Origin of the sequence: Candidatus Kosakonia sp. 282A-S69 (assembly GCF_029433855.1) — a bacterium.
GTDB classification, from domain to species: domain Bacteria; phylum Pseudomonadota; class Gammaproteobacteria; order Enterobacterales; family Enterobacteriaceae; genus Kosakonia; species Kosakonia cowanii_A.
The window spans coordinates 122,230-145,849 of the sequence record NZ_JAROAU010000001.1; the positions used below are offsets into that span (position 1 = coordinate 122,230).

Below are 23,620 nucleotides of genomic sequence, written 5' to 3' on the forward strand. Positions count from 1 at the left end.
GCAAAACCGTAGGCCGGATAAGGCGTTTATGCCGCCATCCGGCAATGCACAAGGTACCGAAACGGTGAATCGCCATCGGCAACCTTACACCGAATGTTTCGACAACTCCCGGCGCGCCCACGCGCTTTCCGTGTACTCATTGAGTGCGACGTAAAACTCTTCAATGGACAACTTCTCGCGCTGCTCGCCTTTCAACAAGCCGCCAGGCAGGCTCAGCACCACTTTGCGATTATCCGGCTCAAAGATGAAGTTGCGCACCAGCCGACTGACAACCAGCTTCGGCGGCTGATACCCTTCGCGCCAGAAAAGATCGATAAACACCCAATCGTTAATGCTGCGAATGCCGATATTCTCGATTGCCTCAAGCATAAACGGCGCACTGAGCTGATAGCTCTCAATTCCCTGCGCCGTCAAAGTAAAGAGCGGCTGGCGCACGCGGGTGTACATCGTCCAGCAGGCCAGCGCAAAGATCAGCGAACCGCAGACGAGGCCGAACGCAATGGTATCCATCGAGCTGTTGGCCGAGGAGTTCCACACGAGGCCCAGGCTGAACACCATCACCGCTGCCGCCGCACAGAGCACCGTCAGCCCGGCGAAGATCCACAGATTTTTCTTGCGCAGAGAGACCACCAGCGTATCGGTGGCGCGGGAAGCGAGATCCTTAAGCTCAGACTGGTAGGCTTCGTAATGGGCATCAACTTCACTGGCCATGCCGCTGGTTAATGCCACAGAGAGCGCGGTCGCATCGCGAAACAGGCTGCGCATCCAGAGATAATCCGCTTCCTCGACCGGGCGCGACGCTTGCGCGATCAACGCCTCATCGAGCGGAACTTTTAGCTGCTCAATACGCGCACGGGTCGGCGGATGGCTGTCAGTCGGATGCGCCAGCGCCTCTTCCAGTGAGGCAGAGAGATCGAACCGGTCACCATTGCGCAGTTCAGTAAAGAGGCTATGCACCAGATCGTCGGTCGCCAGCTTGCGCTGAAAGAACTGCTCCATCGGCCCCTGGAAACGCTCATTAAGAGCGGAGAAACGTAGCAGTGACGCGGCGAGCGCCATCGATGAACTGGTGCGCGCTCCGGCGGCATCGGCCGCCAGTTCACGCACGCGGCTCCAGCCACTCACCGTTTCGTGGAACTGACGGAAAAACCACAGACCAATATGGATGGTCGGGTTCAGCGCCAGGCGCTCAAGCCAGCCGCTGCCACCGACATCACGGTAGAAGTAGTTGAGGCTGTTCTCCATCCCGGCGTAAAGCCCGGCGAAATGCAGCGTATAGAGGGTGTCATTGCCGGAGAAGTGCCCCAGCTCGTGCCCGATAACCGCGGCCACCTCCTCTCTGTTCATAAACGCCGCATAGCTGAGCGGGAAATAGAGCGTGTTGCCGGTCAGTCGCTCACCCTTATCGATTTGCACCGGGCTTGCGGTGACATAGAACCCTTCGAATAAGCCCACCACAATGTTATCCGGAACAATCGCCTGCCCGCGCTGCGCGAGTTCCCTGACCCAGCGCCAGAGTTCGGGGGCATCGTTTTCGCGCACGGCGGTGCCGTGCACCTCCATATCCTGCGGCTCAAACAGGGTGAAACATTTTTTCAGCAGGAACAGGCTCTTCAACACCATAAACAGCAGGGAGCCAATCACCAGCAGGATGAAGAGCACCAGCTTGATGTTGAAGGTGGTCGCCGGCCCCAGGGTGTAGAGCCAGCAGATCTCATACAAAAACACCGCGATCAGCGCAAAACCGATGCAGGACATCACGGTGACCATGATAAAAGGCAGCAGTTTGCGAGAGAGGTTAAAGGCGACAATCAGATGATCGGCAGAGATGCGCGCCCTGCGCACGCTGTAGAAGCAGAGCGCAACCGCACTGCTGCTGGCGAGTAACGCGACCAGTGAGAGAAGCATGCCGGCTTTCGCCAGAAAATGGCGCAGGAGGTCAACCGCTGCGCTATGCCCGACGTAACCATATCGCGTGACCTGGTAGAGATCGCCATCGTCAATACGAATGTTTTGCCAGCAGGCATAAACAAGCAGTAGCAGAGGCACGCCGAAGCAGTAGAGCAGGCTTTTTCTGTCCATAACATTAACCGTAAAGAAACGTAAAAGCGCACCCTAACACAGGGATGGGCTGAATACATTCCCCACGAATTTAGGGGGGCGAGGGGAAAAAGGCGGTACGGAGCGTACCGCCGGGTACTCAAATAATGCGGTTGGTTTTGAAATCGCGCAGGAAGCTGCCCCAGCGGCGTTCATAAAATGGCGTGATGTGGGCCAGCATAAAGTGGCTGATACCTTTCTCGCCTTCACTGACCTGACAGATATCGATCGGCTCATCGCCCGGCAGGGTATCGGTCGCCACGCTGCCCGCAGCATGAATAATCTCTTCGATATCGCCTTCCGCTTCGATGCCGATTAACAGGTTCGCCTGCGCATCGGCCTGCTCTTTGATGGAGCAGATAAAGGCGCGTTTGACGGTTTTAATGCTTTTGAACAGCGTGGTCAGGGAGTCGACCATCTGCGCGGGCGGCTCGGCAACCTCCGAGAGCAGCAGCGCGGTGCCGCCTTCGAGCACCTCTTGCTGGCTGAGCGGGCTGCCCTCTTCACCAACCAGATGGCTGATTTCACGCGGGGTGAACTCTTTGCCAGTGGGGAGCTTAGCGTTAAGGAACAGCGTTTCGCCAGGCGTCATTTCAAACAGCGTGCGCGCGGGCATCACCACAAAGGCCTGCTCGTCGTCGACCGCCTGCTGCAGTGCCGCAAGGGAGGTGAAAAAGGGGATCACCGACGTGCCGTCATCTTTTTCCCAGTGCTGGAGATCCAGCGCGCTCTCTTCCACCACCGCTTCGCCTTCTGCGGCATTGCCGGGCACCCAGACGGTAGAATCGAGCAACGTGCGGAAAAAGGCCGGACGGTAAGCAGGTTCGGTCGCCGCCTGCTCAAGCAGGGTTTCTAATTCGTTTTTCGTTTTGGACATAGGATCTCTGGTTCGTTTTTGTGCGTAATCGCGCCCGGGTTTCGCTCATTGCCGGATGGCGGCGTTGCCTTATACGGCCTACGGGTTCAGTGCCGCTTTCTTGCCGGATGGCGGAGATGCCTTATCCGGCCTACGTTTCTCAACGTGCGACTTTTGTAGGCCGGATAAGCGCAGCGCCAACCGGCACACCGGTTATTCGGCGGTCAACAGATTGGCAACGGTACGTACACCCAGCCCTGTCGCGCCCGCTGCCCACTGCTCAACCGCCGATTTACGGTAGGTCGCCGAGCAGTCGATATGCAGCCAGCCCTGCTGATAGTTTTCAACAAAGTGCGACAGGAAGCCGGCGGCGGTGCTCGCCCCTGCCGGGAAAGCTGCGCTGGCGGTGTTGTTCAGCTCGGCAAAGTTGGACGGCAACTGATGACGGTGGAACTCCGCCAGCGGCAGACGCCAGAACGGCTCGTTTTCTGCCGCTGCGCTATTAAGCAGGCGGCCTGCCAGCGCGTCATCGAAGCTGAACAGCGCATGGTAATCATTGCCCAGTGCGGTTTTCGCCGCGCCGGTCAGCGTTGCGGCATCGATAATCAGCTGCGGTTTTTGCGCTGACGCGTCAATCAGCCCATCCGCCAGCACCAGGCGCCCTTCCGCGTCGGTGTTCATCACCTCAACTCTTTTGCCGTTGCGGTAGTGAATGATGTCGCCCAGCTTGAACGCATTGCCGCTGACCATGTTGTCAGCGCAGCAGAGCCAGAGCTTAACGCGCTTGTTCAGCCCGCGGTTGATGGCAAACGCTAGCGCACCGGTAACCAGCGCCGCGCCGCCCATATCGGATTTCATCGAATCCATAAACGCGCTCTGCTTCAGGCTGTAGCCGCCGGTATCAAAGGTGATACCTTTGCCCACCAGCGCAGCGTAGACCGGCGCATCCGGGTTGCCGGTCGGGTTGTAATCCAGTGCCAGCAGCACCGGCGGACGCTCGGAGCCGCGCCCTACGGTATGCAGCCCCATGTAGTTCTGCTCGCGCAGATCTTCGCCTTTAGTGATGCGGTAGGAAACATTGTCGCCGCCGACGCTAAAGAGCAGATCGACCGCGCGCTGCGCCAGCTGCTCCGGCCCTAACTCTTCCGCCGGGGCGTTGATGGTGTCACGCACCCAGTCGATCACTTTCAGACGGCTATCCAGCTCTTTCTGCTGAGCTTCATCAAGCTGCGCCCACTCAACCTTACGCGTCCCTTTCGGCCCTTTATAGCCGGCCCAGAAGGCCCAGCTGCGATCCGCATCCCACCCTTCACCGCTCAGGGCAACATGTTTGATGCCGAGACCGTCGATTTTGCGCGCCGCGCGCTGGATCAGACCAAGATCGTCGTTGCCGGTTAAATGCAGTGCGATGCCGTCGTTGTTGATGCTGTAGGCCGCTTTTTCACCCCAGCGCGCGTCAGCGGGCTGCGTGGTGAGGGTGACTTTCATAGCTTCTGTCATTTTTTTATCCTTTTCACAATCGCCGGAGGGCAGACGCCCACTCCGGCCAACGGTTGTGTCCATAAAAACGGGCCACCCGAAGGCAGCCCGTTTGATGATTATGCTGCTTCGTCTAACCAGACTAGCAGAATCGCTTCAAGAATTTTTTCATTCGATGCAGCCGGATCGTCATCAAACTCTTCCAGCTCGCAGATCCACTGATGCATATCGGTGAAACGTACGGTGGTCGGATCCACGTCCGGGCGGCTGTCATACAGCGCTTCGCCGATTTCACGGCTATCGGTCCACTTCAGCCCCATCTTAGTGCTCCCGCGCGTGGTTGATGGTGTAACGCGGTATCTCGACCACCAGATCTTCATCGGTAACGCGCGCCTGGCAGCCTAAACGGCTCTCCGGCTCCAGACCCCAGGCTTTATCCAGCATGTCATCTTCGTCTTCGCTGCTTTCCGGCAGCGAGTCAAACCCTTCACGCACCACGCAGTGGCAGGTGGTGCAGGCGCAGGATTTTTCACAGGCGTGTTCAATCTCAATGCCGCCGCGCAGGGCGACATCCAGAATCGTTTCACCGCTCTTAGCTTCCAGAACTGCGCCATCCGGACAGAGGTCCTGATGAGGCAGAAAAACAATTTTAGGCATATTAAACCTCGTCGACGGAATGGCCTTTTAATGCGCTGCGTACGGATTGGTCCATACGGCGCGCGGCAAATTCCTGGGTTTGTTTATCTACATTTTTAATGGCGTGTTCGATGGCGTCGGTATCATCGGTCTCGGCAACCGCGCGCAGCTGCGCGACCGCCTCGTCGATCTCCGCCCGCTCTGCGGCGCTTAACAGCGCGGCATCCGCGGCGAGCGCGCTGGTCAGACTCTCCAGCACGCGCGCGGCTTCCACTTTCTGCTCCGCCAGCATGCGCGCTTTCACGTCCTGCTCGGCGAAACTCATGGAGTCTTTGATCATGTCGGCGATTTCACCGTCGGTCAGCCCGTAGGAGGGTTTCACCTGAATGGAGGCTTCCACGCCGGTCGATTTCTCCATCGCCGTGACGCTCAGCAGGCCATCGGCATCTACCTGGAAGGTGACGCGAATATGCGCCCCGCCTGCCGGCATTGCCGGGATGCCGCGCAGTGAGAAACGCGCCAGCGAGCGGCAGTCGCTCACCAGTTCACGCTCGCCCTGCATCACGTGGATCGACATCGCGGTTTGCCCATCTTTGAAGGTGGTGAACTCCTGCGCGCGCGCCACCGGAATGGTGGTGTTACGCGGGATCACCTTCTCGACCAGGCCGCCCATGGTCTCCAGCCCTAACGACAGCGGGATGACATCCAGCAGCAGCATTTCGCTGTCCGGCTTGTTGCCGACCAGGATATCAGCCTGGATCGCCGCGCCAATGGCGACCACTTTATCGGGATCGATAGCGGTCAGCGGCGTGCGGCCAAAAAACTCGCCCACACGTTCACGTACCAGCGGCACGCGGGTCGAACCGCCGACCATCACCACCTCCAGCACCTCGCCAGCTTCGACGCCCGCATCTTTCAGGGCCCGGCGGCAGGAGAGCAGCGTGCGTTTTACCAGCGGCGTAATCAGCGCGTCGAACTGTTCGCGGGTGATTTCCCCCTGCCAGCCCGCCACCTTGACTGCCACGCTGTCGGCATCGCTCAGGACGATTTTGGCGGCAATCGCCGCGTCCAGCAGTTCACGCTCCTTGCGGGCATCGTTCCGTTCGGAGATGCCCGCCTGCTGGCAGATAAAGTCCGCCAGCAGGTGGTCGAAATCGTCGCCGCCGAGGGCGGAGTCACCGCCGGTGGCCAGCACTTCAAACACGCCGCGGCTCAGACGCAAAATTGAGATATCGAAGGTGCCGCCACCGAGATCGTACACGGCAATGACGCCCTCTTTACCCGAGTCGAGACCATAGGCGATGGCAGCGGCCGTCGGTTCATTCAGCAGGCGCAGCACGTGCAACCCCGCCAGACGCGCGGCATCTTTGGTGCCCTGCCGCTGCGCGTCATCGAAATAGGCAGGCACGGTGATCACTACGCCATCCAGTTCGCCTGCCAGTGACGCCTTGGCGCGAGCGGCAAGGGCTTTCAGGATATCGGCGGAGACGCGGATCGGGTTAACCAGACCGGCGCGGGTAACCATCATCGGCAGGCCATTTTCGCTCGCCTGGAACTGCCACGGCAGGTGCGGGTAGCGCGCCTGGATATCGGCAAGGCTGCGGCCCATCAGGCGTTTTACCGAACTGATGGTGTTGACCGAATCGAGCGCGGCGTTGTTGCGCGCGTCGAAGCCAACCACGTGGCTTTCGGCCTGATAGTGGACGACAGAGGGGAGCAGATGGCGCCCGGCGCTGTCGACCAGCGTTTCCGCCTGGCCGCTACGTACCGTCGCCACCAGCGAGTTGGTGGTTCCGAGGTCGATGCCTGCCGCCAGCCGACGCTGGTGCGGTGCAGCGCTCAGACCCGGTTCACTGATTTGTAATAAGGCCATGATGTGCTTCCAGAAATTTAAAAACCGAGCAGTTTTTCTTCGAGTTGTTCTGTTGAGCTGCGCAGTTTATCGAGAAAACGCAGTTTACGCACGGTATCCGCCGCCGTCTCCCACGCTTGTGCATCAAGTTGTTCAACCATCTGCTGATGACGGGTGTCATACATACCTTTAATGCGCGCCTGGAGCGCTTCCAGACGGGCGGCATCTTCAGCCTTGGCAATCTCCTCCAGCTCTTCGCGCAGCTCCAGTTGTTCCATCAGGAAAGTGGTGTCGCGCACAGTGTGCTGTTCGGATGCCAGATCGAAGCCGTGCAGCGAGAGCAGATACTCGGCGCGCGTCAGCGGATGGCGCAGGGTTTGCCATGCCTGGTTGATGGTCGCGGAGTGCTGTACGGCAGCCAGCTGCTCAGACTGCGGCTGGCTGGCAAAGCGATCGGGGTGGAACTGCCGTTGCAGATCCTGGAAACGCGTGGCCAGCGCCTGGGTGTCGAGTGAGTATTGGGCCGGCAACCCAAAGAGGGTGAAGTAATCCATAACAATTCCGGGTATGCAATCGTAACAAACCCCACGCGCAGGCGACTGCGGTGGGGTCATCGTCAGAGGCGATTAGACGTTGAAGCTTTCGCCACAACCGCACTCATCTTTCACGTTCGGGTTAGTGAATTTAAACCCTTCGTTGAGGCCTTCTTTCACGAAGTCCAGCTGAGTGCCGTCAAGGAATTGCAGGCTTTTGCCGTCAACCACTACCTTCACGCCTTTGTCTTCGAACACCGTATCTTCATCGTTCGGTGCATCGACAAATTCCAGCACGTAAGCCATACCAGAACAACCGGAGGTTCTCACCCCCAGGCGCAGGCCAAACCCTTTACCACGGTTGGCCAGGAAGGCATTTACCCGTGATGCGGCACTGTCGCTGAGGCTAATGGACATGACAACAACCTCCTGCCTTATTTCGCGTCTTGTTTACTTTTGTAATCCGCAATCGCGGCCTTAATCGCATCTTCTGCCAGGATAGAGCAGTGGATTTTGACCGGCGGCAGTTCCAGCTCTTCGGCGATATCGGTGTTCTTGATCGCCTGCGCTTCGTCCAGAGACTTACCCTTCACCCACTCGGTAACCAGCGAGCTGGAAGCGATGGCAGAGCCACAGCCGTAGGTTTTGAAACGCGCGTCTTCGATAATGCCTTTATCGTTAACTTTGATCTGCAGTTTCATCACATCGCCACACGCCGGTGCGCCAACCATGCCGCTACCGATGCTGTTGTCGCCGTTGTCGAACGAGCCAACGTTGCGCGGGTTTTCGTAGTGATCGATTACTTTTTCGCTATAAGCCATTTTTTATTCTCCTGTTTGCGCAACCTAAAATTAATGATGAGCCCATTCGATGGATTCGAGATCCACGCCCTGCTTGAACATCTCCCAAAGCGGAGAGAGATCGCGCAGACGGCCGATGGATTTGCGGACCAGCGCAATGGTGTAGTCAATCTCTTCTTCAGTGGTGAAACGCCCTAAAGAGAAACGGATCGAGCTGTGTGCCAGTTCATCATTCATGCCCAACGCGCGCAGCACGTAGGACGGTTCCAGGCTTGCAGAGGTACAGGCTGAACCGGAAGAGACAGCCAGGTCTTTCAGCGCCATGATCAGCGACTCACCTTCAACGTAGTTAAAGCTGACGTTGAGGATATTCGGTGCGCCGTGCTCAAGATCGCCGTTCAGATAGACTTCTTCGATATCATTGATGCCGTTCCACAGACGGTTACGCAGAACGCGCAGACGCGCCATTTCGCTCTCCATCTCCTCTTTCGCGATACGGTAAGCTTCGCCCATGCCAACGATCTGGTGAACAGGCAGCGTACCGGAACGCATGCCGCGCTCGTGACCGCCGCCGTGCATCTGCGCTTCGATACGGATACGCGGTTTACGCTGTACGTAGAGTGCGCCAATGCCTTTCGGACCGTAAATTTTGTGGCCGGAGAAGGACATCAGATCGACTTTCAGCTGGCTCAGATCGATCGGCAGTTTGCCGACGCTCTGGGTGGCGTCAACGTGGTAGATAATGCCGCGCGCGCGGCACATTTCGCCGATAGCCGCGATATCCTGCACCACGCCAATTTCGTTATTCACGTGCATGATAGAGACGAGGATGGTGTCGTCACGCATCGCCGCTTCGAGCTCTTGCAGATCGATAATGCCGTTGCGCTGCGGGGCGAGGTAAGTCACTTCAAACCCTTCGCGCTCAAGCTGGCGACAGGTGTCCAGCACGGCTTTGTGTTCGGTTTTGCTGGTGATGATGTGCTTGCCTTTTTTCTGATAGAAATTGGCAGCGCCTTTAATCGCCAGGTTGTCGGATTCGGTTGCACCGGAGGTGAAGACGATTTCGCGCGGGTCAGCGCCGACCAGTTCAGCAATCTGGTTGCGGGCGATATCTACCGCCTCTTCAGCCTGCCAGCCGAAACGGTGTGAACGGGAAGCAGGGTTACCAAAGGTCCCGTCCAGGGTGAGAAACTGCATCATTTTCTCGGCAACACGCGGATCCACCGGCGTGGTTGCGGAGTAGTCGAGATAGATCGGTAATTTCATTGCTCTTTAAACTCCGTACATCGCTCTAATGCAAGGAATCAGGCAACCGGCTGGATGTACGACCGTGTTAACAGGGCATCAGTCGATGCCCTGGCCCGATTCTGAATTCAGTTTAATTATTATGCGCGCAGCTTAACGTCGATCGCGTCCTGGCCACGGGTATTACGATGGGATTCGTTACTGTGCTGACGGTCAGAGACGTCAAGGATTTCCTGATTGTTCACCAGCTCACCGAGGGTGATGTTGTTCAGGAAACCGGTCAGGCGATCGCTCAGATCGCGCCACAGCGCATGGGTCAGGCACTTATCGCCGCCCTGGCAGCCACCTTTACCCTGGCAACGGGTCGCATCGACAGATTCGTCAACGGCGCTAATCACTTCGCCGACGGCGATGCTGTTTGCATCTTTGCCCAGCAGATAACCACCGCCGGGACCGCGTACGCTGGAAACCAGGCCGTTTTTACGCAGGCGGGAAAAGAGCTGCTCCAGGTAGGAGAGGGAAATTCCCTGACGCTCGGAAATATCAGCCAACGGCACCGGGCCCGATTCGGAGTTGAGCGCAACGTCCAGCATTGCGGTCACGGCATAACGCCCTTTAGATGTCAGTCTCATGTCTTACAAGCCTCAAACTCGCCCCTGCCCGGGGTTTATTATTAAAATGTTAACGTTGCATAGCAGACGCAAGTCTGACATTCCTGACTAAAATGGTCAACTATTTAGTTGACTGTTTTAGTCAAGTATTAGCCGCTTCGCTTAACCGCCCGCCAGGACAGGGTTTGTCGCCTGAATTACCCTTTTTGCTTCTGCTCAATCGACGCCAGAATGCCGCGCAGGATGTTCAACTCCTGGCTCTCCGGACGGGCGCGAGTGAAGAGGCGGCGCAGTTTATTCATCACCTGGCCGGGGTGGTTTTCACGAATAAAACCGGTGGAGAGCAGCGTCTGCTCAAGATGACCGTAGAAACGCTCAAGATCGTCAACCAGCGGGTATGGCGTCTCTTCCTGCTCCGCGGCCGGCGCATCGCTCTCCTGCTGTGCCAGCCACGCCATGCGCACTTCATAGGCGATCACCTGCACCGCCATCGCCAGGTTCAGCGAGCTGTACTCCGGGTTGGCGGCAATTGCCACGTGGTAGTGGCACTTCTGCAACTCTTCATTGGTCAGGCCAACGCGCTCGCGGCCAAACACCAGCGCCACCGGCGCGTGTTCCGCTTCGCCGATGCTTTTCAGGCCGCATTCGCGCGGATCGAGCATCGGCCACGGCAGCGTGCGTGAGCGCGCGCTGGTGCCAACCACCAGGCTACAACCGGCTAATGCTTCGTCCAGAGTGTCGACGATCTGCGCATTGCCAATCACATCGCTGGCGCCTGCGGCCAGCGCGATGGCTTGCGAATCGGGTTTGACCAGCGGGTTAACCAGCCAGAGATTGGTTAACCCCATGGTTTTCATCGCACGGGCAACGGAACCCATGTTGCCGGTATGGGAGGTTTCAACTAAGACAATACGAATATTTTGCAGCATAGGTTTTCTACGGCTAAAGAATATTGCCGGATACTATCATAAAGCTGAGACATAATTCGAATTCGCTGGTATGATACGCGCCGTTTTCCGTTCTTTAACATCCAGTGAGAGATATCGATGCATCCGATGCTGAATATCGCCGTGCGCGCTGCGCGCAAGGCGGGTAATTTAATTGCCAAAAACTACGAAACACCTGACACCGTAGAGACCAGCCAGAAAGGCAGCAATGATTTCGTGACCAACGTTGATAAAGCTGCTGAAGCAGTGATTATCGACACTATCCGCAAATCTTACCCGCAACACACCATCATCACCGAAGAGAGTGGCGAGCACGAAGGCACCGACCCGGATGTACAATGGGTTATCGATCCTCTGGATGGCACCACTAACTTCATCAAACGCCTGCCGCACTTCGCGGTATCTATCGCCGTTCGTATTAAAGGTCGCACCGAAGTTGCGGTCGTTTACGATCCGATGCGTAACGAACTCTTCACTGCTACTCGTGGCCAGGGCGCACAGCTCAACGGTTACCGTCTGCGCGGCAGCATCGCTCGCGACCTGGACGGCACCATTCTGGCGACCGGCTTCCCGTTCAAAGCGAAGCAGCACGCAACCACCTACATCAACATCATTGGCAAACTCTTTACCGAATGCGCGGACTTCCGCCGCACCGGCTCTGCCGCGCTGGATCTGGCCTATGTTGCCGCCGGCCGCGTTGATGGTTTCTTTGAAATTGGCCTCAAGCCGTGGGATTTCGCCGCAGGTGAACTGCTGGTTCGCGAAGCGGGCGGTCTGGTGTGCGACTTCACTGGCGGGCATAACTACATGCTGACCGGTAACATCGTCGCCGGTAACCCGCGCGTGGTGAAAGCGATGCTGGCAAATATGCGTGAAGAGCTGAGCGACGCGCTGAAGCGTTAATCCTCTCACAGGCCGGGTTTTGTGAATGGCCTGATGGCGCTGCGCTTATCAGGCCTACAAAAGCAGAACCCGCAGCATTACAGCAGCATCCAGCAGTTCGTAGGCCGGATAAGGCGTTTTCGCCGCATCCGGCAACAAATGCCGCACTTCGTATGCGTCCTCGATTAAAAGGGGCGTAATCCGCCGCCCGGCGGTAATGCGCTCATCCACATCACCACCGCCGCACTAACCAGAACCACGCCACCTGCTAACGCCAGCGTCGTCCAGCCAATTTGCCGCCACAGCACCGGCGCGCGTTTACCGCTTAACTTCACCGCCAGCTGGCGGAAGCCGTGCACCAGTAACGCCAGCCCGCTGATGGTCAGCGACGTGCCGGCGGCCATCGCCAGCGCGGAGGCTACCCCCCAGGCGAAAACGCCAATCACTTTACTGAACAGCAGCACCATAATGGCACCGGAACAGGGCCGCATGCCCATCGACAAGATAATCATCAGCCGCGCGCGCCAGTCGCCACCCTTTTGCAGCTGCGTCTGCGTGGGCAGATGCTGATGACCGCATCCGCAGTTTTCATGATGAACATGGTGTGGTGTAAAAGCGCGAAACGTTGGCGCGCGTAACAGCTGATGCAGGCGCTTCAGCGCGCGGGCGCAGAGCAGCAGCCCCAGCACACCGACCAGCAGATAACTCCCCTTCTCCAGCCAGTAGCCGCTGAGGTGCAGCTGCCGGGCGGGCAGTGCCAGCAGGCTAAGCACCACAACCACCAGTAAAATCGCCACCAGCCCCTGCAACAGAGAAGATGCCAGCGTCAGGCCGATAGCGGGTTTTAATTTTGAGGGGTGAGTCGCAAGCCAGGTGGTGATCACCACTTTGCCGTGTCCCGGTCCCAGCGCATGCAGCACACCATAGACAAAGCTGAACAACAGCAGCGTACCGCCCGCTTTGGTCGGGTTTTCAGCCACCGCCTTCAGCAGCGTGCTCATCTGGATATTCACCTCGCGCTGCCAGAGCGCGCTTCTCATCACCACCTGCGGCCACGCATGCCAGAGCCAGAGTGCGCCGAGCACGGCAGTCACCATAAACAGCAGTAGCGGCCACCACTGCAGTACGCGCCGTTTGCGCGCCATCCGTTGGCTGATTACTGACATAGCAGCGTCACCGTTTGAGCAAACTGTTTACCCAGTTCCATATCCTCCTTTGGGGCGTCGTTCTTATCCAGCGACTGCGCGTAGCTCAGCACCTCTTCGCCGGGTTTCGGTGTGTGTAGCGTAGTTTTACAGCGCGATTGCAGCGCCGCGGGCAGCGAGATATCGCTCGCCTTGTCGTAGCGCATATCCACGTAATAGGTGGGATCGAAAGTCGAGAAGGTATATTTCTCTCCCTTCAGCGGCTGCGGCTCTGCCAGTGGCAGTACAAAGGTCAGCACGGCCTGGTGCGCCTCTCGCGCGAGGCCATATTCGGTCGGGCGATTGAGGAACTTCACCTTCTGACCGTTATGCCACACTTCGGTGAAGTAGTGCTGGCCGAGCACGTTTGCCATCACTTCCGCCGCCAGCTTTTTCCAGATCTCTTCGCCGGGCTTTGCGTTACCGGCGTCATAGAGCAGGTCGGCAGAGGTGATCTCATCCATCGTCCAGCGCATTTTCAGGCCGGTAAACTGGCCGTTTTCGCCAACCAGCTGCGTCTTCATCACAATAAAGCTGTGCGGGTGCGCCATAAGAGAAAACGATAAAAGCGCGGGAAATAGCCCCAAAACCCACTGTTTAACTAATTGCATCTCTTCCTCACGTGAAAAATTCTGTGATGCTCCCCGGCATTCCTGGACGAAAATGCGGCGGCTGCGCTGTCGCTCAAGATACCTTTAACTACGCTTATCAAATAGCCCTTTTTCCCAACCTTAACTGGACACTGACAGATGACCATGACGCTGACCCCACCATCTGTACTCTCCAGCCCGCAGCGTCGCTGCCAGGTGCTACTGCTGCTTGCCCTGCCGGGGCAAGGTATCACCATGGAAAATATCATCGCCATTAACGGTGTTGATGATGCCGTGGCCCTGCAGGATATCGCGGAGACGCAAAGCGAGATCCAGCTTTACCATCGCCTCTCCATCGTGCCCTGCGGCGAGGGCGGCTACCGCATCGAAGGCACGCCGCTCGATCAGCGCTTGTGCCTGCTGCACTGGCTGCGTCGAGCCCTGCGCCTCTGCCCGGATTTTATTACTCAACACTTTACGCCCGCATTAAAAACGGCACTTAAACAGCAGGGCATTGCGCGCACACTCTACGACGATATTAATCTGCATGCGTTGATCAACCTCTGCTCGCGCCGCCTGAAACGTTCGTTTGAGTCTCGCGATCGGCAGTTTTTGGGGCTCTATTTGCAGTACTGCCTGTTGCAGCACCATAGCGGCCACTCGCCGGAGTTTAACCCGGTTCAGCAAGCATGGGCGCAGATGCGCGCCGAGTATCTGGTGGCGCAGGATATTGTCCGCCACTGGCAGCGCCGCGTCGCCGCTACCGCTCATGAGAATGAGCACCTCTTTTTAGCCCTGCTGTTTATGCTGGTGCGTACACCCGATCCGAGCCACGATGATCATCAGCAAGATCACCGCCTGCGCCTTGCCATCAGCCAGATGATTGCCCACTTTCACCAGCTCTCCGGCATGCATTTCAGCGACGAGCAGGGGCTGACCAATCAGCTCTATATTCACCTCGCCCAGGCGCTGGATCGCAGCTTGTTTGGCATCGGCATTGATAACACACTGCCGGCGGAGATCAATCAGCTCTACCCGCGCCTGATGCGCACCACGCGCACGGCGCTGGAGGGGCTGGAAACGGAGTATGGGCTGCGTTTTAGCGATGAGGAAGCGGGGCTGGTGGCGGTGATTTTCGGTGCCTGGCTGATGCAGGAGAGCGATCTGCATGAGAAGCAGCTGGTGCTGATTACCGGCGATGAGCACGCCAGAGAGCAGGAGATTGAGCAGCAGCTGCGTGAGTTAACGCTACTGCCGCTCACCATTCGTTACTTGCCGCTGGAAGCCTTCCGCGAAGCCGGCGCGCCGAAAGATGTGACGCTTATCATCACGCCTTACACTACGCCGCTGCCGCTCTTCTCTGCACCGCTGATTCATACCGACGGGCTGCTGAGCGAGCAGCAGCAGGAGCATATTCGCATTATGCTTGAGGGCTCTCCTTCTGCGCGGCGACCGTTGGACGCAGGATCAGCGCTGGCAGTGCCAGTAACGCCATAATAAAGAACAGCCCCTGATGCAGATGTTCGAAGAGGAATCCGGCGATCATCGTCATCAGGGCAATACTGCCTCCCATCGCTACGGCGGAGTAGACCGCCTGCAGCCGGATCACCTCACTGCCCTGCCGCGCGGAGATGTAGCGCATGGCCGCCAGGTGGCAAACCGTAAAGGTGCCGCAGTGCAGGATCTGCGCGACAACCAGCCACGGCAGCGCAATGGTCCAGCCCATCAGGCTCCAGCGAACCAGCCCGCAAACCGCCGAGAGCAGCAGCAGATCGCGTGCGCTGAAGCGGCGGAACAGGCGGTTACTGAGCGCAAAAATCACCACTTCTGCCACCACGCCCAGCGACCACAAATAGCCCACCGTTGAGGCGGAATAGCCCACCGACTGCCAGTAGATGGCGCTGAAGCCGTAATAGGCGGCGTGCGCGCCCTGTAGCAGCGAGACGCAGGCGAGAAAGCGCCAGTTCTGCGCAATCAAGGTACGCCAGGCGGGCCAGCCTGCGCCCTCCTGCTGGCGGCTCTCCCCCTGCGGCAGAATCGACGGGCGCAGCAGCATGCCGAGCAGCATTGAGGCGGTGCCGAGCGACAGCATCACCAGAATCGCCCGGTAGTCGTAGAGGCTCACCAGCTTGCCGGTTAGCGCCGAGCCAATCACAAAAGCGATCGATCCCCACAGCCTGACGCGGCCATAATCCATCGGGAACTGTTTTTGCCACGTGCCTGCCAGCGCATCCGTCAGCGGCACCAGCGGCGAGAAGAAGAGGTTAAAGCCGACAATCACTACCGCCAGCCAGGCGACATGGCTTCCGGCATAGAAGGCCATGGCAAAGATAAGCGTAGCCAGAGCCAGCACGCGCAGGGCGGTGATTAATCGGGAGGGGTCGCTTACGCGCGGGGCAATCAACAGGCTACCGAGAAAGCGGGCAACGAGACCAGCGCCGAGCAGCATACCGATGATTTCCGGAGTTAACCCGACGCCTTTGAGCCAGACGCCCCAGAAGGGTAAGAAGATGCCGTAACTGAAAAAGTAGGTGAAATAAGCGAGCGCCAGCCAGCGCGTTGACTGCAGAACCATGATTTCCTCCTGAATCGAAGCGTTAGTCTGGCGGCAAACGCCTGGCCTGGCAAGCAACAATCAGGTAACAAATTTGCCTAAGCGCAGGTTTTACAACATTAAAACGTCCCGGACGGGAGGCGTCGCTGGAGAGCAGGTAAAAAAAAGCCCGCTTCACAGGAAGCGGGCTTGTTTGAGGTCGGAAACTTATGCGTAAACCGGGAAACGGGCGCAGATATCCAGCACTTTCTGTTTAGTGCGCTCGATCACTGCTTCGTCGTTGATGCTGTCAAGCACGTCACACATCCAGCCTGCCAGCTCTTTGACTTCCGCTTCTTTGAAGCCGCGACGGGTGACAGCCGGGCTACCGATACGGATACCGGAGGTCACGAACGGGCTCTTCGGATCGTTCGGCACGCTGTTTTTGTTAACCGTGATGTTGGCACGACCCAGCGCAGCGTCCGCTTCTTTACCGGTCAGGTTTTTATCAACCAGATCCAGCAGGAAGAGGTGGTTATCGGTACCGCCAGACACCACGTTGTAGCCGCGCGCAAGGAACACTTCCACCATCGCTTTGGCGTTTTTCGCAACCTGCTGCTGGTAGGTTTTGAACTCCGGCTCCATCGCCTCTTTCAGCGCCACCGCTTTACCCGCGATAACGTGCATCAGTGGGCCGCCCTGACCGCCAGGGAAGACGGCGGAGTTCAGTTTTTTGTACAGCTCTTCGCTACCGCCCTTCGCCAGGATCAGGCCGCCGCGCGGACCCGCCAGGGTTTTGTGGGTGGTTGTCGTCACAACGTGTGCATGCGGAACCGGGTTCGGGTAGACGCCTGCGGCAACCAGACCGGCAACGTGCGCCATATCAACAAACAGATAGGCGCCGATGCTGTCGGCGATTTCGCGCATTTTGGCCCAGTCAACCACGCCAGAGTAGGCAGAGAAGCCGCCAATGATCATTTTCGGCTTATGTTTTTGCGCCTGCTCATTGAGTTCGTTGTAATCAATATGGCCCGTTTCATCGATGCCATAAGGAACGATGTTGTAGAGTTTGCCGGAGAAGTTTACCGGAGAGCCGTGAGTCAGGTGGCCACCGTGCGCCAGGTTCATACCGAGCACGGTATCGCCCGGCTCAAGCAGCGTGGTGTAGACGGCGAAGTTAGCCTGTGAGCCAGAGTGCGGCTGAACGTTCGCGTAATCGGCGCCAAACAGCGCTTTCGCGCGGTCAATCGCCAGCTGTTCAACGATATCGACATATTCACAGCCGCCGTAGTAACGCTTGCCCGGATAACCCTCGGCATATTTGTTCGTCAGCTGAGATCCCTGTGCCTGCATAACGCGCGGGCTGGTGTAGTTTTCGGAGGCGATCAGTTCAATGTGCTCTTCCTGACGTACTTTCTCCTGCTCCATAGCCTGCCACAATTCGGCATCATAATCGGCAATGTTCATTTCACGCTTTAACATCCGCATCTCCTGACTCAGCTAACTAAAACAACTCTCAATGAGGGCCCGATTTCGGGGACGGCTGACAGTATAACTGATTAAAATTCTGAGAACAGGTCTTGACAAAGGTTTTTACGCAAACGATTGGCTGCCCGCCACACAAGGCTTTGAGCAATAACGGGCTGCATCGCGTAAGGGGATTTCTTTTCACCTTTGTGATGCAACTTCTTCATCTTCGATAATCCCTTTTTCATTACGCCCTTTACAACCTTGAGCTCACGACTATAAGATGCATTTAAAATATAACTTTAAATATCGCCCTTCAGAAGGATGCCATCATGCTCGACGCTCAGACCATCGCCACCGTCAAATCCACTCTCCCGCTGCTCGCCGCCACCGGCCCGAAACTGACCGCTCACTTCTACGATCGGATGTTTCAGCACAACCCCGAGTTGAAAGAGATCTTCAATATGAGCAACCAGCGCAACGGCGATCAGCGTGAAGCGCTGTTTAACGCCATTGCCGCTTACGCCGCAAATATTGACAATCTTTCCGCCCTGCTGCCCGCCGTTGAAAAGATCGCCCAGAAGCACACCAGCTTCCAGATCCAGCCGCAGCAATATGAGATCGTTGGCGAGCATCTGCTGGCCACCCTTGATGAGATGTTCCAGCCGGGAGAAGAGGTGCTGGACGCGTGGGGTAAAGCCTACGGCGTGCTGGCGGGCGTGTTTATCCATCGTGAAGCGGAGATTTACCGCGAGCACGCCGATAAACAAGGGGGTTGGGAGGGAACGCGCGCGTTCCGCCTGGTGGAGAGAGTGCCGCGCAGCGCGCTGATCACCAGTTTTGAGTTTGAGCCGGTCGACGGCCAGCCGGTCGCCGATTACCGGCCGGGTCAGTATCTTGCCGTGTGGCTGAAACCGGACGGCTTTCCGCATCAGGAGATCCGCCAGTACTCCCTGACCCGCGAGCCGAACGGCAAAAGCTACCGTATTGCAGTGAAGCGGGAAGAAGGCGGGCAGGTCTCAAACTGGCTGCACGATGAAGCGAAACCTGGCGATGTGCTCTGGCTTGCCGCACCGGCCGGTGATTTCTTCCTTGATGTCAGCCCGCAGACGCCGGTATCGCTCATCTCCGCAGGCGTGGGGCAGACGCCGATGCTGGCGATGCTGCACCATCTGACGCACAGCCACCATCGCGCGCAGGTTAACTGGTTTCATGCGGCGGAAAATGGTGATGTGCACGCCTTTACCGATGAGGTAAGCGAGCTGGGAGCCAGCCTGCCGCACTTTTATCAGCATATCTGGTATCGCCAGCCAAACGCGGCGGATGAGCAGGCCACGCGCTTTAACAGCCGCGGTCTGATGTCACTTACAGAGATGAAAGATCGGGTGAGTGATGAAGAGATGCAGTTCTGGCTCTGCGGGCCGGTGGCGTTTATGCAGTTTGCAGCAGAACAGCTGGTGATGCTGGGCGTGGGACGCGATCGCATTCACTATGAGTGCTTCGGCCCGCACAAGGTGTTGTAAGCAAGACGCCCTCACCGTGTGCGGTGAGGGCAATAAATCAGATGGCGGCGTCGTCTTCTTCGCCGGTACGAATACGCACGACGCGCGCAACGTCAAAGACGAAGATTTTGCCGTCGCCGATTTTACCGGTCTGCGCGGTACGGATAATGGTATCTACGCAGGTGTCGACAATGTCGTCGCCCACCACGATCTCAATCTTCACCTTCGGCAGAAAATCCACCATATACTCTGCGCCACGGTAAAGTTCGGTGTGGCCTTTCTGGCGACCAAAACCCTTCACTTCCGTTACCGTCATCCCGGTGATGCCGACTTCAGCCAGCGCTTCACGCACATCATCCAGTTTGAAAGGTTTAATAATCGCATCAATCTTTTTCATGGTCGTTCCTTACACGCTCTTGCCAGTCTGCTGCATCGTAATCGGTTGCTCACAGTACCATAATCATTTCGCCTTTACTCTTTAAAGTCATTGGCGTCCAGTTCATGGCGCGAGAGCAGTTTATAAAATTCGGTGCGGTTGCGACCCGCCATACGCGCGGCGTGCGTCACGTTGCCTTTAGTGATTTGCAGCAGCTTGCGCAGGTAGTTGAGTTCGAACTGGTTACGCGCCTCGACAAAGGTCGGCAGCGCGGTATTCTCCCCTTCCAGCGCCTGCTCGACCAGCGCGTCGCTGATCACCGGCGACGAGGTAAGCGCCACGCACTGCTCAATTACGTTCACCAGCTGGCGCACGTTGCCGGGCCAGCTGGCGGTCATCAGCCGCTTCATCGCATCGGTGGAAAAAGCGCGCACAAACGGCTTATGCCGGTCCGCCGACTGGCGCAGCAGATGGTTGGCAAGCAGCGGAATATCCTCTGCCCGCTCCGCCAGCGCCGGGATCTTCAGGCTGACCACGTTCAGGCGATAGTAGAGATCTTCACGGAACTCACCGCGCGCCATCGCTTTTGGCAAATCGCGGTGCGTCGCCGAAATAATGCGCACATTGATATCGATATCGCGGTTGCTGCCAAGCGGACGCACTTTACGCTCCTGTAACACACGCAGGAGTTTGACCTGTAACGGGATCGGCATATCGCCAATCTCATCAAGAAACAGCGTCCCGCCCTCTGCCGCCTGGAACAGCCCTTCCCGGCTGCTTACCGCGCCGGTAAAAGCCCCGCGCGCGTGGCCGAAGAGTTCCGACTCCAGTAGCTGCTCCGGGAGCGCGCCGCAGTTGATGGCGATAAAGGCGTTTTTACTGCGCGGGCTGGCGTTGTGGATCGCCTGCGCCAGCACCTCTTTACCGGTGCCGCTCTGGCCGTTAATCAGCACGCTGACATCAGATTGCGCCACCATTCGCGCCTGTTCAAGCAGGCGCAACATCAATGGGCTGCGGGTCACAATCGTTTCACGCCACTGATCGTCGCTGGCGGAGCCGCTGTGCTCCAGCGCATCGTCGATAGCCTTGTAGAGCGCGTCTTTATCTACCGGCTTAGTCAGAAAGCTGAAGACGCCCTGCTGCGTGGCGGCAACCGCATCGGGGATAGAGCCATGCGCGGTGAGAATAATCACCGGCATTCCCGGCTGCATGCGCTGGATCTCGGCGAAGAGCTGCATGCCATCCATCTCATCCATGCGCAGATCGCTTATCACCAGATCGACCTTCTCACGAGTGAGAATGCGTAACCCCTCCTGCCCGCTTTCGGCGGTGACAATGCTGTACCCTTCGCTGGTCAGGCGCAGCCCGAGCAGTTTCAGCAGGCCCGGATCGTCATCCACCAGCAGCAGATGCGCCGGTTTGCGATTGGTCATGGTTTCGTCTCCTGCTGATCGGCATCGCTTTTCGCCGGATGCGCGCCGTCCGGCATATCGGCGGGAGCCGGTTTGCGGATCGAGAGACGCCGTTCAATATCGGTAAGGTTTTCAAGCTTGCGGGTGGTGGTATCAAGCTGCTCATGCAGGAATTGCTGCTGGGCGCGCAGTCTGTCGAGCTCGCTGTCGGCAGACTGCTGCAACTTACTGTAGCGGCTACGCTCTTCGGCTAACTGCAGCTGTGCTTTTTCGCCATCGCGCCACAGCTCAAACAGCGGGCGCAGCTGCGCAGGAATCGCAGGGCTTAAGGCGTCCAGACGATCGGTGTAGTCCCGGCGCTCAAGGGGCGAAATTTTGGCATTAGAGAGCAAAATACCGCGCCGCAAAGTTGCCTGCCAGGTATTGTCCGACCATGCACGCGCTTGTGCGCGCGCAACCGCAGGTGATAAACGCTGGGCACAATCCATGCCGCGCAGCCAGAACAGCGGATTGCTCTCGACGCTCTGCCCCGAGAGGGTCCAGATATCGTTGCAATCCGTCAACAGAAAATCGGCCAGTTGGCGCTCGGGAAGCTGCGTTTTTTTATTGTCATGGATGGCGCTTTGCGGCGTTTGCGCCACGCAGCCTGCCAGCAGCAGGCAAGGAAGCGCGCGCAGCCAGCCCGATTGCTGTGTCATCGCGTTGACCACGCGGGAAAAGAGATGCGACATACTCACCAGATTTATATTCATTGTGTTGATTTTTCCGGCGCGACGAGCGGTAGCTCAATACGGAAGCAGACATCGTCCTTGCTGTCCGTTACCAGATGCAGTTCACCCTGCATTCTGCGGATACAGTCTCTGGCGATGCTTAACCCCAGCCCGCTGCCTTTAACCGCGCCTTTGCGTTGGTGGCTTCCCTGAAAAAAGGGCTCAAAAATCATCTCGCGCTCCGCTTCGGGGATGGGGGTGCCGGTATTCGCTACATCAATGCGCAACCGTGCGCCGGTACTATAACTGTGGAGACGAATGGTACCGGATTCAGCCCCATAGTGCACCGCGTTGGAGTAAAGATTATCCAGCACGCTCATTAGCAGCATCGGCTCTGCCTGACAGGTCGCCGCATCGAGGGCAATCTCGGTATGCATCATTTTAGCTCGTGCTGGCAGGCTGTGTGCGGAGAGCACCATCTCCACCAGCGGAGCCAGTTCCACCGCTTCCAGCTCGACCGAGCCGCCGGCCAGCTTGCGGTTGTAATCCAGCAGCTGTTCAATCAATTTTTGCAGGTTGCGGCTGCTGGCATCGAGGATCTCAACCACCTCTTTCTGCTCCGGTGAGAGCGGCCCGACCACCTCATCAGCAAGCAGTTCGGTCCCTTCACGCATGCTGGCAAGCGGCGTTTTCAGTTCATGGGAGATATGGCGTAAAAACTGGTGGCGCTGAGACTCAAGCCACGCCAGCCGTTCACTCAGCCAGATAATACGTTCGCCGACATAGCGCAGTTCGCGTGGGCCATTAAACACCACGCTCTGCGCCAGGGGCCGCCCCTCCCCCAGCCGGTTAATCATCCGCTCAATGCCCTTTACCGGGCCGATAATCATGCGGGTAAAGAGCAGCATCAGCACCAGGCTGACCAGAAAGAGCACCAGCGCCTGCCAGCCGAAGAACTGGCCGCGCTCGGCGATCTCCAGCTGGAGCTGCTGCCCGCGCGAGAAGACCACGGCGCGGGTCGACTGCACCATCTCCGTATTCGCCGCAGCAAACGCCTCAAGCTGTGCAGAGGCGGCAGGCGACGGGCCGCTGTTGGCGCACTGCAACTGCGCGAGATCGTTCAGATCCTGGCGCAGCGCCTGGTAGAGCCGGTCATCGGGTAAAACCCCGGCATGAGCCTCCAGCATCTCGCTGTAGCGCTTGCGCTGATTCTGATACACACGCTCAAGGGTGGCGTCATCCAGCACGCAGTACTGGCGATAGCTGCGCTCCATCTCCAGCGCGGCGTTGGTCATCGCTTCGCTGCGGCGGGCGTCAATCAGCGTCGTGCGGTTAGTTAACAGTGCCTGGGCGCTGAGCGCATTCAGGCTCTGCCAGGCTTGCCAGGCTAACACCAGTAGCGGCAGTAAAATAAGCAGGAACGCCATCATCACCAGTTGGCGTAAGGAGCGGGGAAAAGCGGGCCAGCGTTTCAAGGCAGTACTCTCGCAGAATAAGGTACAGAGATGCTAGCTGAGTGACGGGCTAAAGAACAACAAAGCCGGGCTTTTGCCCGGCTTTGTTATGTAATTAGGCGGTGCCTAACTCGACGTTTCGCCCGATGTCTGATAAAGCTACGCAATGATCAGCAGGTGGACGGCAGGCACCTTTAAGTGCGTCATTCGAAAGTTTATGTAGCGCGTCCCGAAGGGGCTGACATAAGAGGGTGAATGAGCCACTGGCCCTAAGTATGCACAGAGTGTGCCAGATTAACACACAATATTTTAACGCCTTGATTATCATGATATTTATTATTAAAGCCCGTTTTTGTGAAGTGCGCAACATTTCATCTCCCTGTCGTCATTTAGCAACACTCTCTCAGCGCATTGGCTATCTCTATTAAAATCAAATGGATAAATGTCTCCA

General features: G+C 57.7%; 23 protein-coding genes and 1 pseudogene. 3 read left to right on the forward strand and 21 right to left on the reverse strand.

Features of this window, described 5'->3' with window-relative positions; all coding sequences use genetic code 11:
* Positions 1–84: 84 nt before the first annotated feature.
* The 12 genes from PU683_RS00545 to trmJ form a co-directional block, all read right to left on the reverse strand.
* Positions 85–2,082 (reverse strand): M48 family metallopeptidase, encoded by a 1,998-nt coding sequence (locus tag PU683_RS00545; RefSeq protein WP_277169627.1) that lies wholly within the window; start codon positions 2,080–2,082, stop codon positions 85–87.
* A 118-nt stretch (positions 2,083–2,200) separates the two neighbouring features.
* Positions 2,201–2,977 carry an enhanced serine sensitivity protein SseB gene (sseB, locus tag PU683_RS00550; RefSeq protein WP_277169628.1) on the reverse strand — a complete coding sequence of 259 codons (777 nt, stop codon included), beginning with the start codon at positions 2,975–2,977 and terminating at the stop codon, positions 2,201–2,203.
* Positions 2,978–3,169: 192 nt separating this feature from the next.
* Positions 3,170–4,456 (reverse strand): aminopeptidase PepB, encoded by a 1,287-nt coding sequence (gene pepB, locus PU683_RS00555; RefSeq protein WP_277169629.1) that lies wholly within the window; start codon positions 4,454–4,456, stop codon positions 3,170–3,172.
* A gap of 98 nt (positions 4,457–4,554) precedes the next feature.
* Entirely contained in the window at positions 4,555–4,755 is a 201-nt protein-coding gene (gene iscX, locus PU683_RS00560; protein ID WP_023481246.1) for a Fe-S cluster assembly protein IscX, read from the reverse strand.
* 1 nt (position 4,756) lies between these two features.
* Positions 4,757–5,092 (reverse strand): ISC system 2Fe-2S type ferredoxin, encoded by a 336-nt coding sequence (gene fdx, locus PU683_RS00565; protein WP_039079657.1) that lies wholly within the window; start codon positions 5,090–5,092, stop codon positions 4,757–4,759.
* Between the two features lies 1 nt (position 5,093).
* On the reverse strand, positions 5,094–6,944 hold the full coding sequence (gene hscA / locus PU683_RS00570) for a Fe-S protein assembly chaperone HscA (protein ID WP_277169630.1): 1,851 nt from the start codon (positions 6,942–6,944) through the stop codon (positions 5,094–5,096).
* Between the two features lie 17 nt (positions 6,945–6,961).
* On the reverse strand, positions 6,962–7,477 hold the full coding sequence (gene hscB, locus PU683_RS00575; protein WP_277169631.1) for a co-chaperone HscB: 516 nt from the start codon (positions 7,475–7,477) through the stop codon (positions 6,962–6,964).
* Between the two features lie 72 nt (positions 7,478–7,549).
* A complete protein-coding gene (iscA, locus tag PU683_RS00580) occupies positions 7,550–7,873 on the reverse strand; it encodes an iron-sulfur cluster assembly protein IscA (protein ID WP_277169632.1) in 324 nt (107 codons plus the stop codon).
* A 17-nt stretch (positions 7,874–7,890) separates the two neighbouring features.
* Positions 7,891–8,277: a Fe-S cluster assembly scaffold IscU gene (iscU, locus tag PU683_RS00585; protein ID WP_023481244.1), complete on the reverse strand. Its 387-nt coding sequence runs from the start codon at positions 8,275–8,277 to the stop codon at positions 7,891–7,893.
* A gap of 30 nt (positions 8,278–8,307) precedes the next feature.
* Positions 8,308–9,522: a cysteine desulfurase gene (iscS, locus tag PU683_RS00590; protein ID WP_277169633.1), complete on the reverse strand. Its 1,215-nt coding sequence runs from the start codon at positions 9,520–9,522 to the stop codon at positions 8,308–8,310.
* 119 nt (positions 9,523–9,641) lie between these two features.
* Positions 9,642–10,133 carry a Fe-S cluster assembly transcriptional regulator IscR gene (gene iscR / locus PU683_RS00595; protein WP_023481145.1) on the reverse strand — a complete coding sequence of 164 codons (492 nt, stop codon included), beginning with the start codon at positions 10,131–10,133 and terminating at the stop codon, positions 9,642–9,644.
* A gap of 176 nt (positions 10,134–10,309) precedes the next feature.
* Positions 10,310–11,041 (reverse strand): tRNA (cytosine(32)/uridine(32)-2'-O)-methyltransferase TrmJ, encoded by a 732-nt coding sequence (trmJ, locus tag PU683_RS00600; RefSeq protein ID WP_277169634.1) that lies wholly within the window; start codon positions 11,039–11,041, stop codon positions 10,310–10,312.
* 117 nt (positions 11,042–11,158) lie between these two features.
* Here trmJ and suhB point away from each other — a divergent pair, with 117 nt between their 5' ends.
* On the forward strand, positions 11,159–11,962 hold the full coding sequence (gene suhB, locus PU683_RS00605; RefSeq protein ID WP_277169635.1) for an inositol-1-monophosphatase: 804 nt from the start codon (positions 11,159–11,161) through the stop codon (positions 11,960–11,962).
* A 164-nt stretch (positions 11,963–12,126) separates the two neighbouring features.
* Here the strand turns inward: suhB and PU683_RS00610 are convergent, their stop codons facing one another.
* Together PU683_RS00610 and PU683_RS00615 are read right to left on the reverse strand one after the other, a co-directional pair.
* Positions 12,127–13,107, reverse strand: coding sequence for a nickel/cobalt transporter (locus tag PU683_RS00610; protein WP_277169636.1), 981 nt, complete (start codon positions 13,105–13,107; stop codon positions 12,127–12,129).
* Positions 13,098–13,736 (reverse strand): DUF1007 family protein, encoded by a 639-nt coding sequence (locus PU683_RS00615; RefSeq protein ID WP_277169637.1) that lies wholly within the window; start codon positions 13,734–13,736, stop codon positions 13,098–13,100. The genes PU683_RS00610 and PU683_RS00615 overlap by 10 nt, the downstream gene beginning before the upstream one ends.
* A gap of 138 nt (positions 13,737–13,874) precedes the next feature.
* On the opposite strand from PU683_RS00615, the pseudogene csiE reads away from it, so the two are divergent.
* Positions 13,875–15,146 (forward strand): annotated as a pseudogene (csiE, locus tag PU683_RS00620) (stationary phase inducible protein CsiE); the annotation flags it as partial.
* Here the strand turns inward: csiE and PU683_RS00625 are convergent.
* From PU683_RS00625 to PU683_RS00635, 3 genes are all read right to left on the reverse strand, one after another.
* On the reverse strand, positions 15,136–16,290 hold the full coding sequence (locus PU683_RS00625; RefSeq protein WP_277169638.1) for a 3-phenylpropionate MFS transporter: 1,155 nt from the start codon (positions 16,288–16,290) through the stop codon (positions 15,136–15,138). The pseudogene csiE and the gene PU683_RS00625 overlap by 11 nt on opposite strands.
* A 186-nt stretch (positions 16,291–16,476) precedes the next feature.
* Entirely contained in the window at positions 16,477–17,730 is a 1,254-nt protein-coding gene (gene glyA, locus PU683_RS00630; protein WP_277169639.1) for a serine hydroxymethyltransferase, read from the reverse strand.
* A 77-nt stretch (positions 17,731–17,807) separates the two neighbouring features.
* A complete protein-coding gene (locus tag PU683_RS00635; RefSeq protein ID WP_277169640.1) occupies positions 17,808–17,942 on the reverse strand; it encodes a hypothetical protein in 135 nt (44 codons plus the stop codon).
* Positions 17,943–18,047: 105 nt separating this feature from the next.
* On the opposite strand from PU683_RS00635, the gene hmpA reads away from it, so the two are divergent.
* On the forward strand, positions 18,048–19,238 hold the full coding sequence (gene hmpA, locus PU683_RS00640) for an NO-inducible flavohemoprotein (protein WP_277169641.1): 1,191 nt from the start codon (positions 18,048–18,050) through the stop codon (positions 19,236–19,238).
* Between the two features lie 37 nt (positions 19,239–19,275).
* Here the strand turns inward: hmpA and glnB are convergent, their stop codons facing one another.
* From glnB to qseE, 4 genes are all read right to left on the reverse strand, one after another.
* Positions 19,276–19,614, reverse strand: coding sequence for a nitrogen regulatory protein P-II (glnB, locus tag PU683_RS00645; RefSeq protein ID WP_023481188.1), 339 nt, complete (start codon positions 19,612–19,614; stop codon positions 19,276–19,278).
* Between the two features lie 74 nt (positions 19,615–19,688).
* Positions 19,689–21,026, reverse strand: coding sequence for a two-component system response regulator GlrR (gene glrR / locus PU683_RS00650; protein WP_277169642.1), 1,338 nt, complete (start codon positions 21,024–21,026; stop codon positions 19,689–19,691).
* A complete protein-coding gene (gene qseG, locus PU683_RS00655) occupies positions 21,023–21,757 on the reverse strand; it encodes a two-component system QseEF-associated lipoprotein QseG (RefSeq protein WP_277169643.1) in 735 nt (244 codons plus the stop codon). Before qseG ends, glrR begins: the two co-directional genes overlap by 4 nt.
* Positions 21,754–23,190, reverse strand: a complete 1,437-nt coding sequence (gene qseE, locus PU683_RS00660) for a two component system sensor histidine kinase QseE/GlrK (protein WP_277169644.1) — start codon at positions 23,188–23,190, stop codon at positions 21,754–21,756. Before qseE ends, qseG begins: the two co-directional genes overlap by 4 nt.
* Positions 23,191–23,620: the final 430 nt, after the last annotated feature.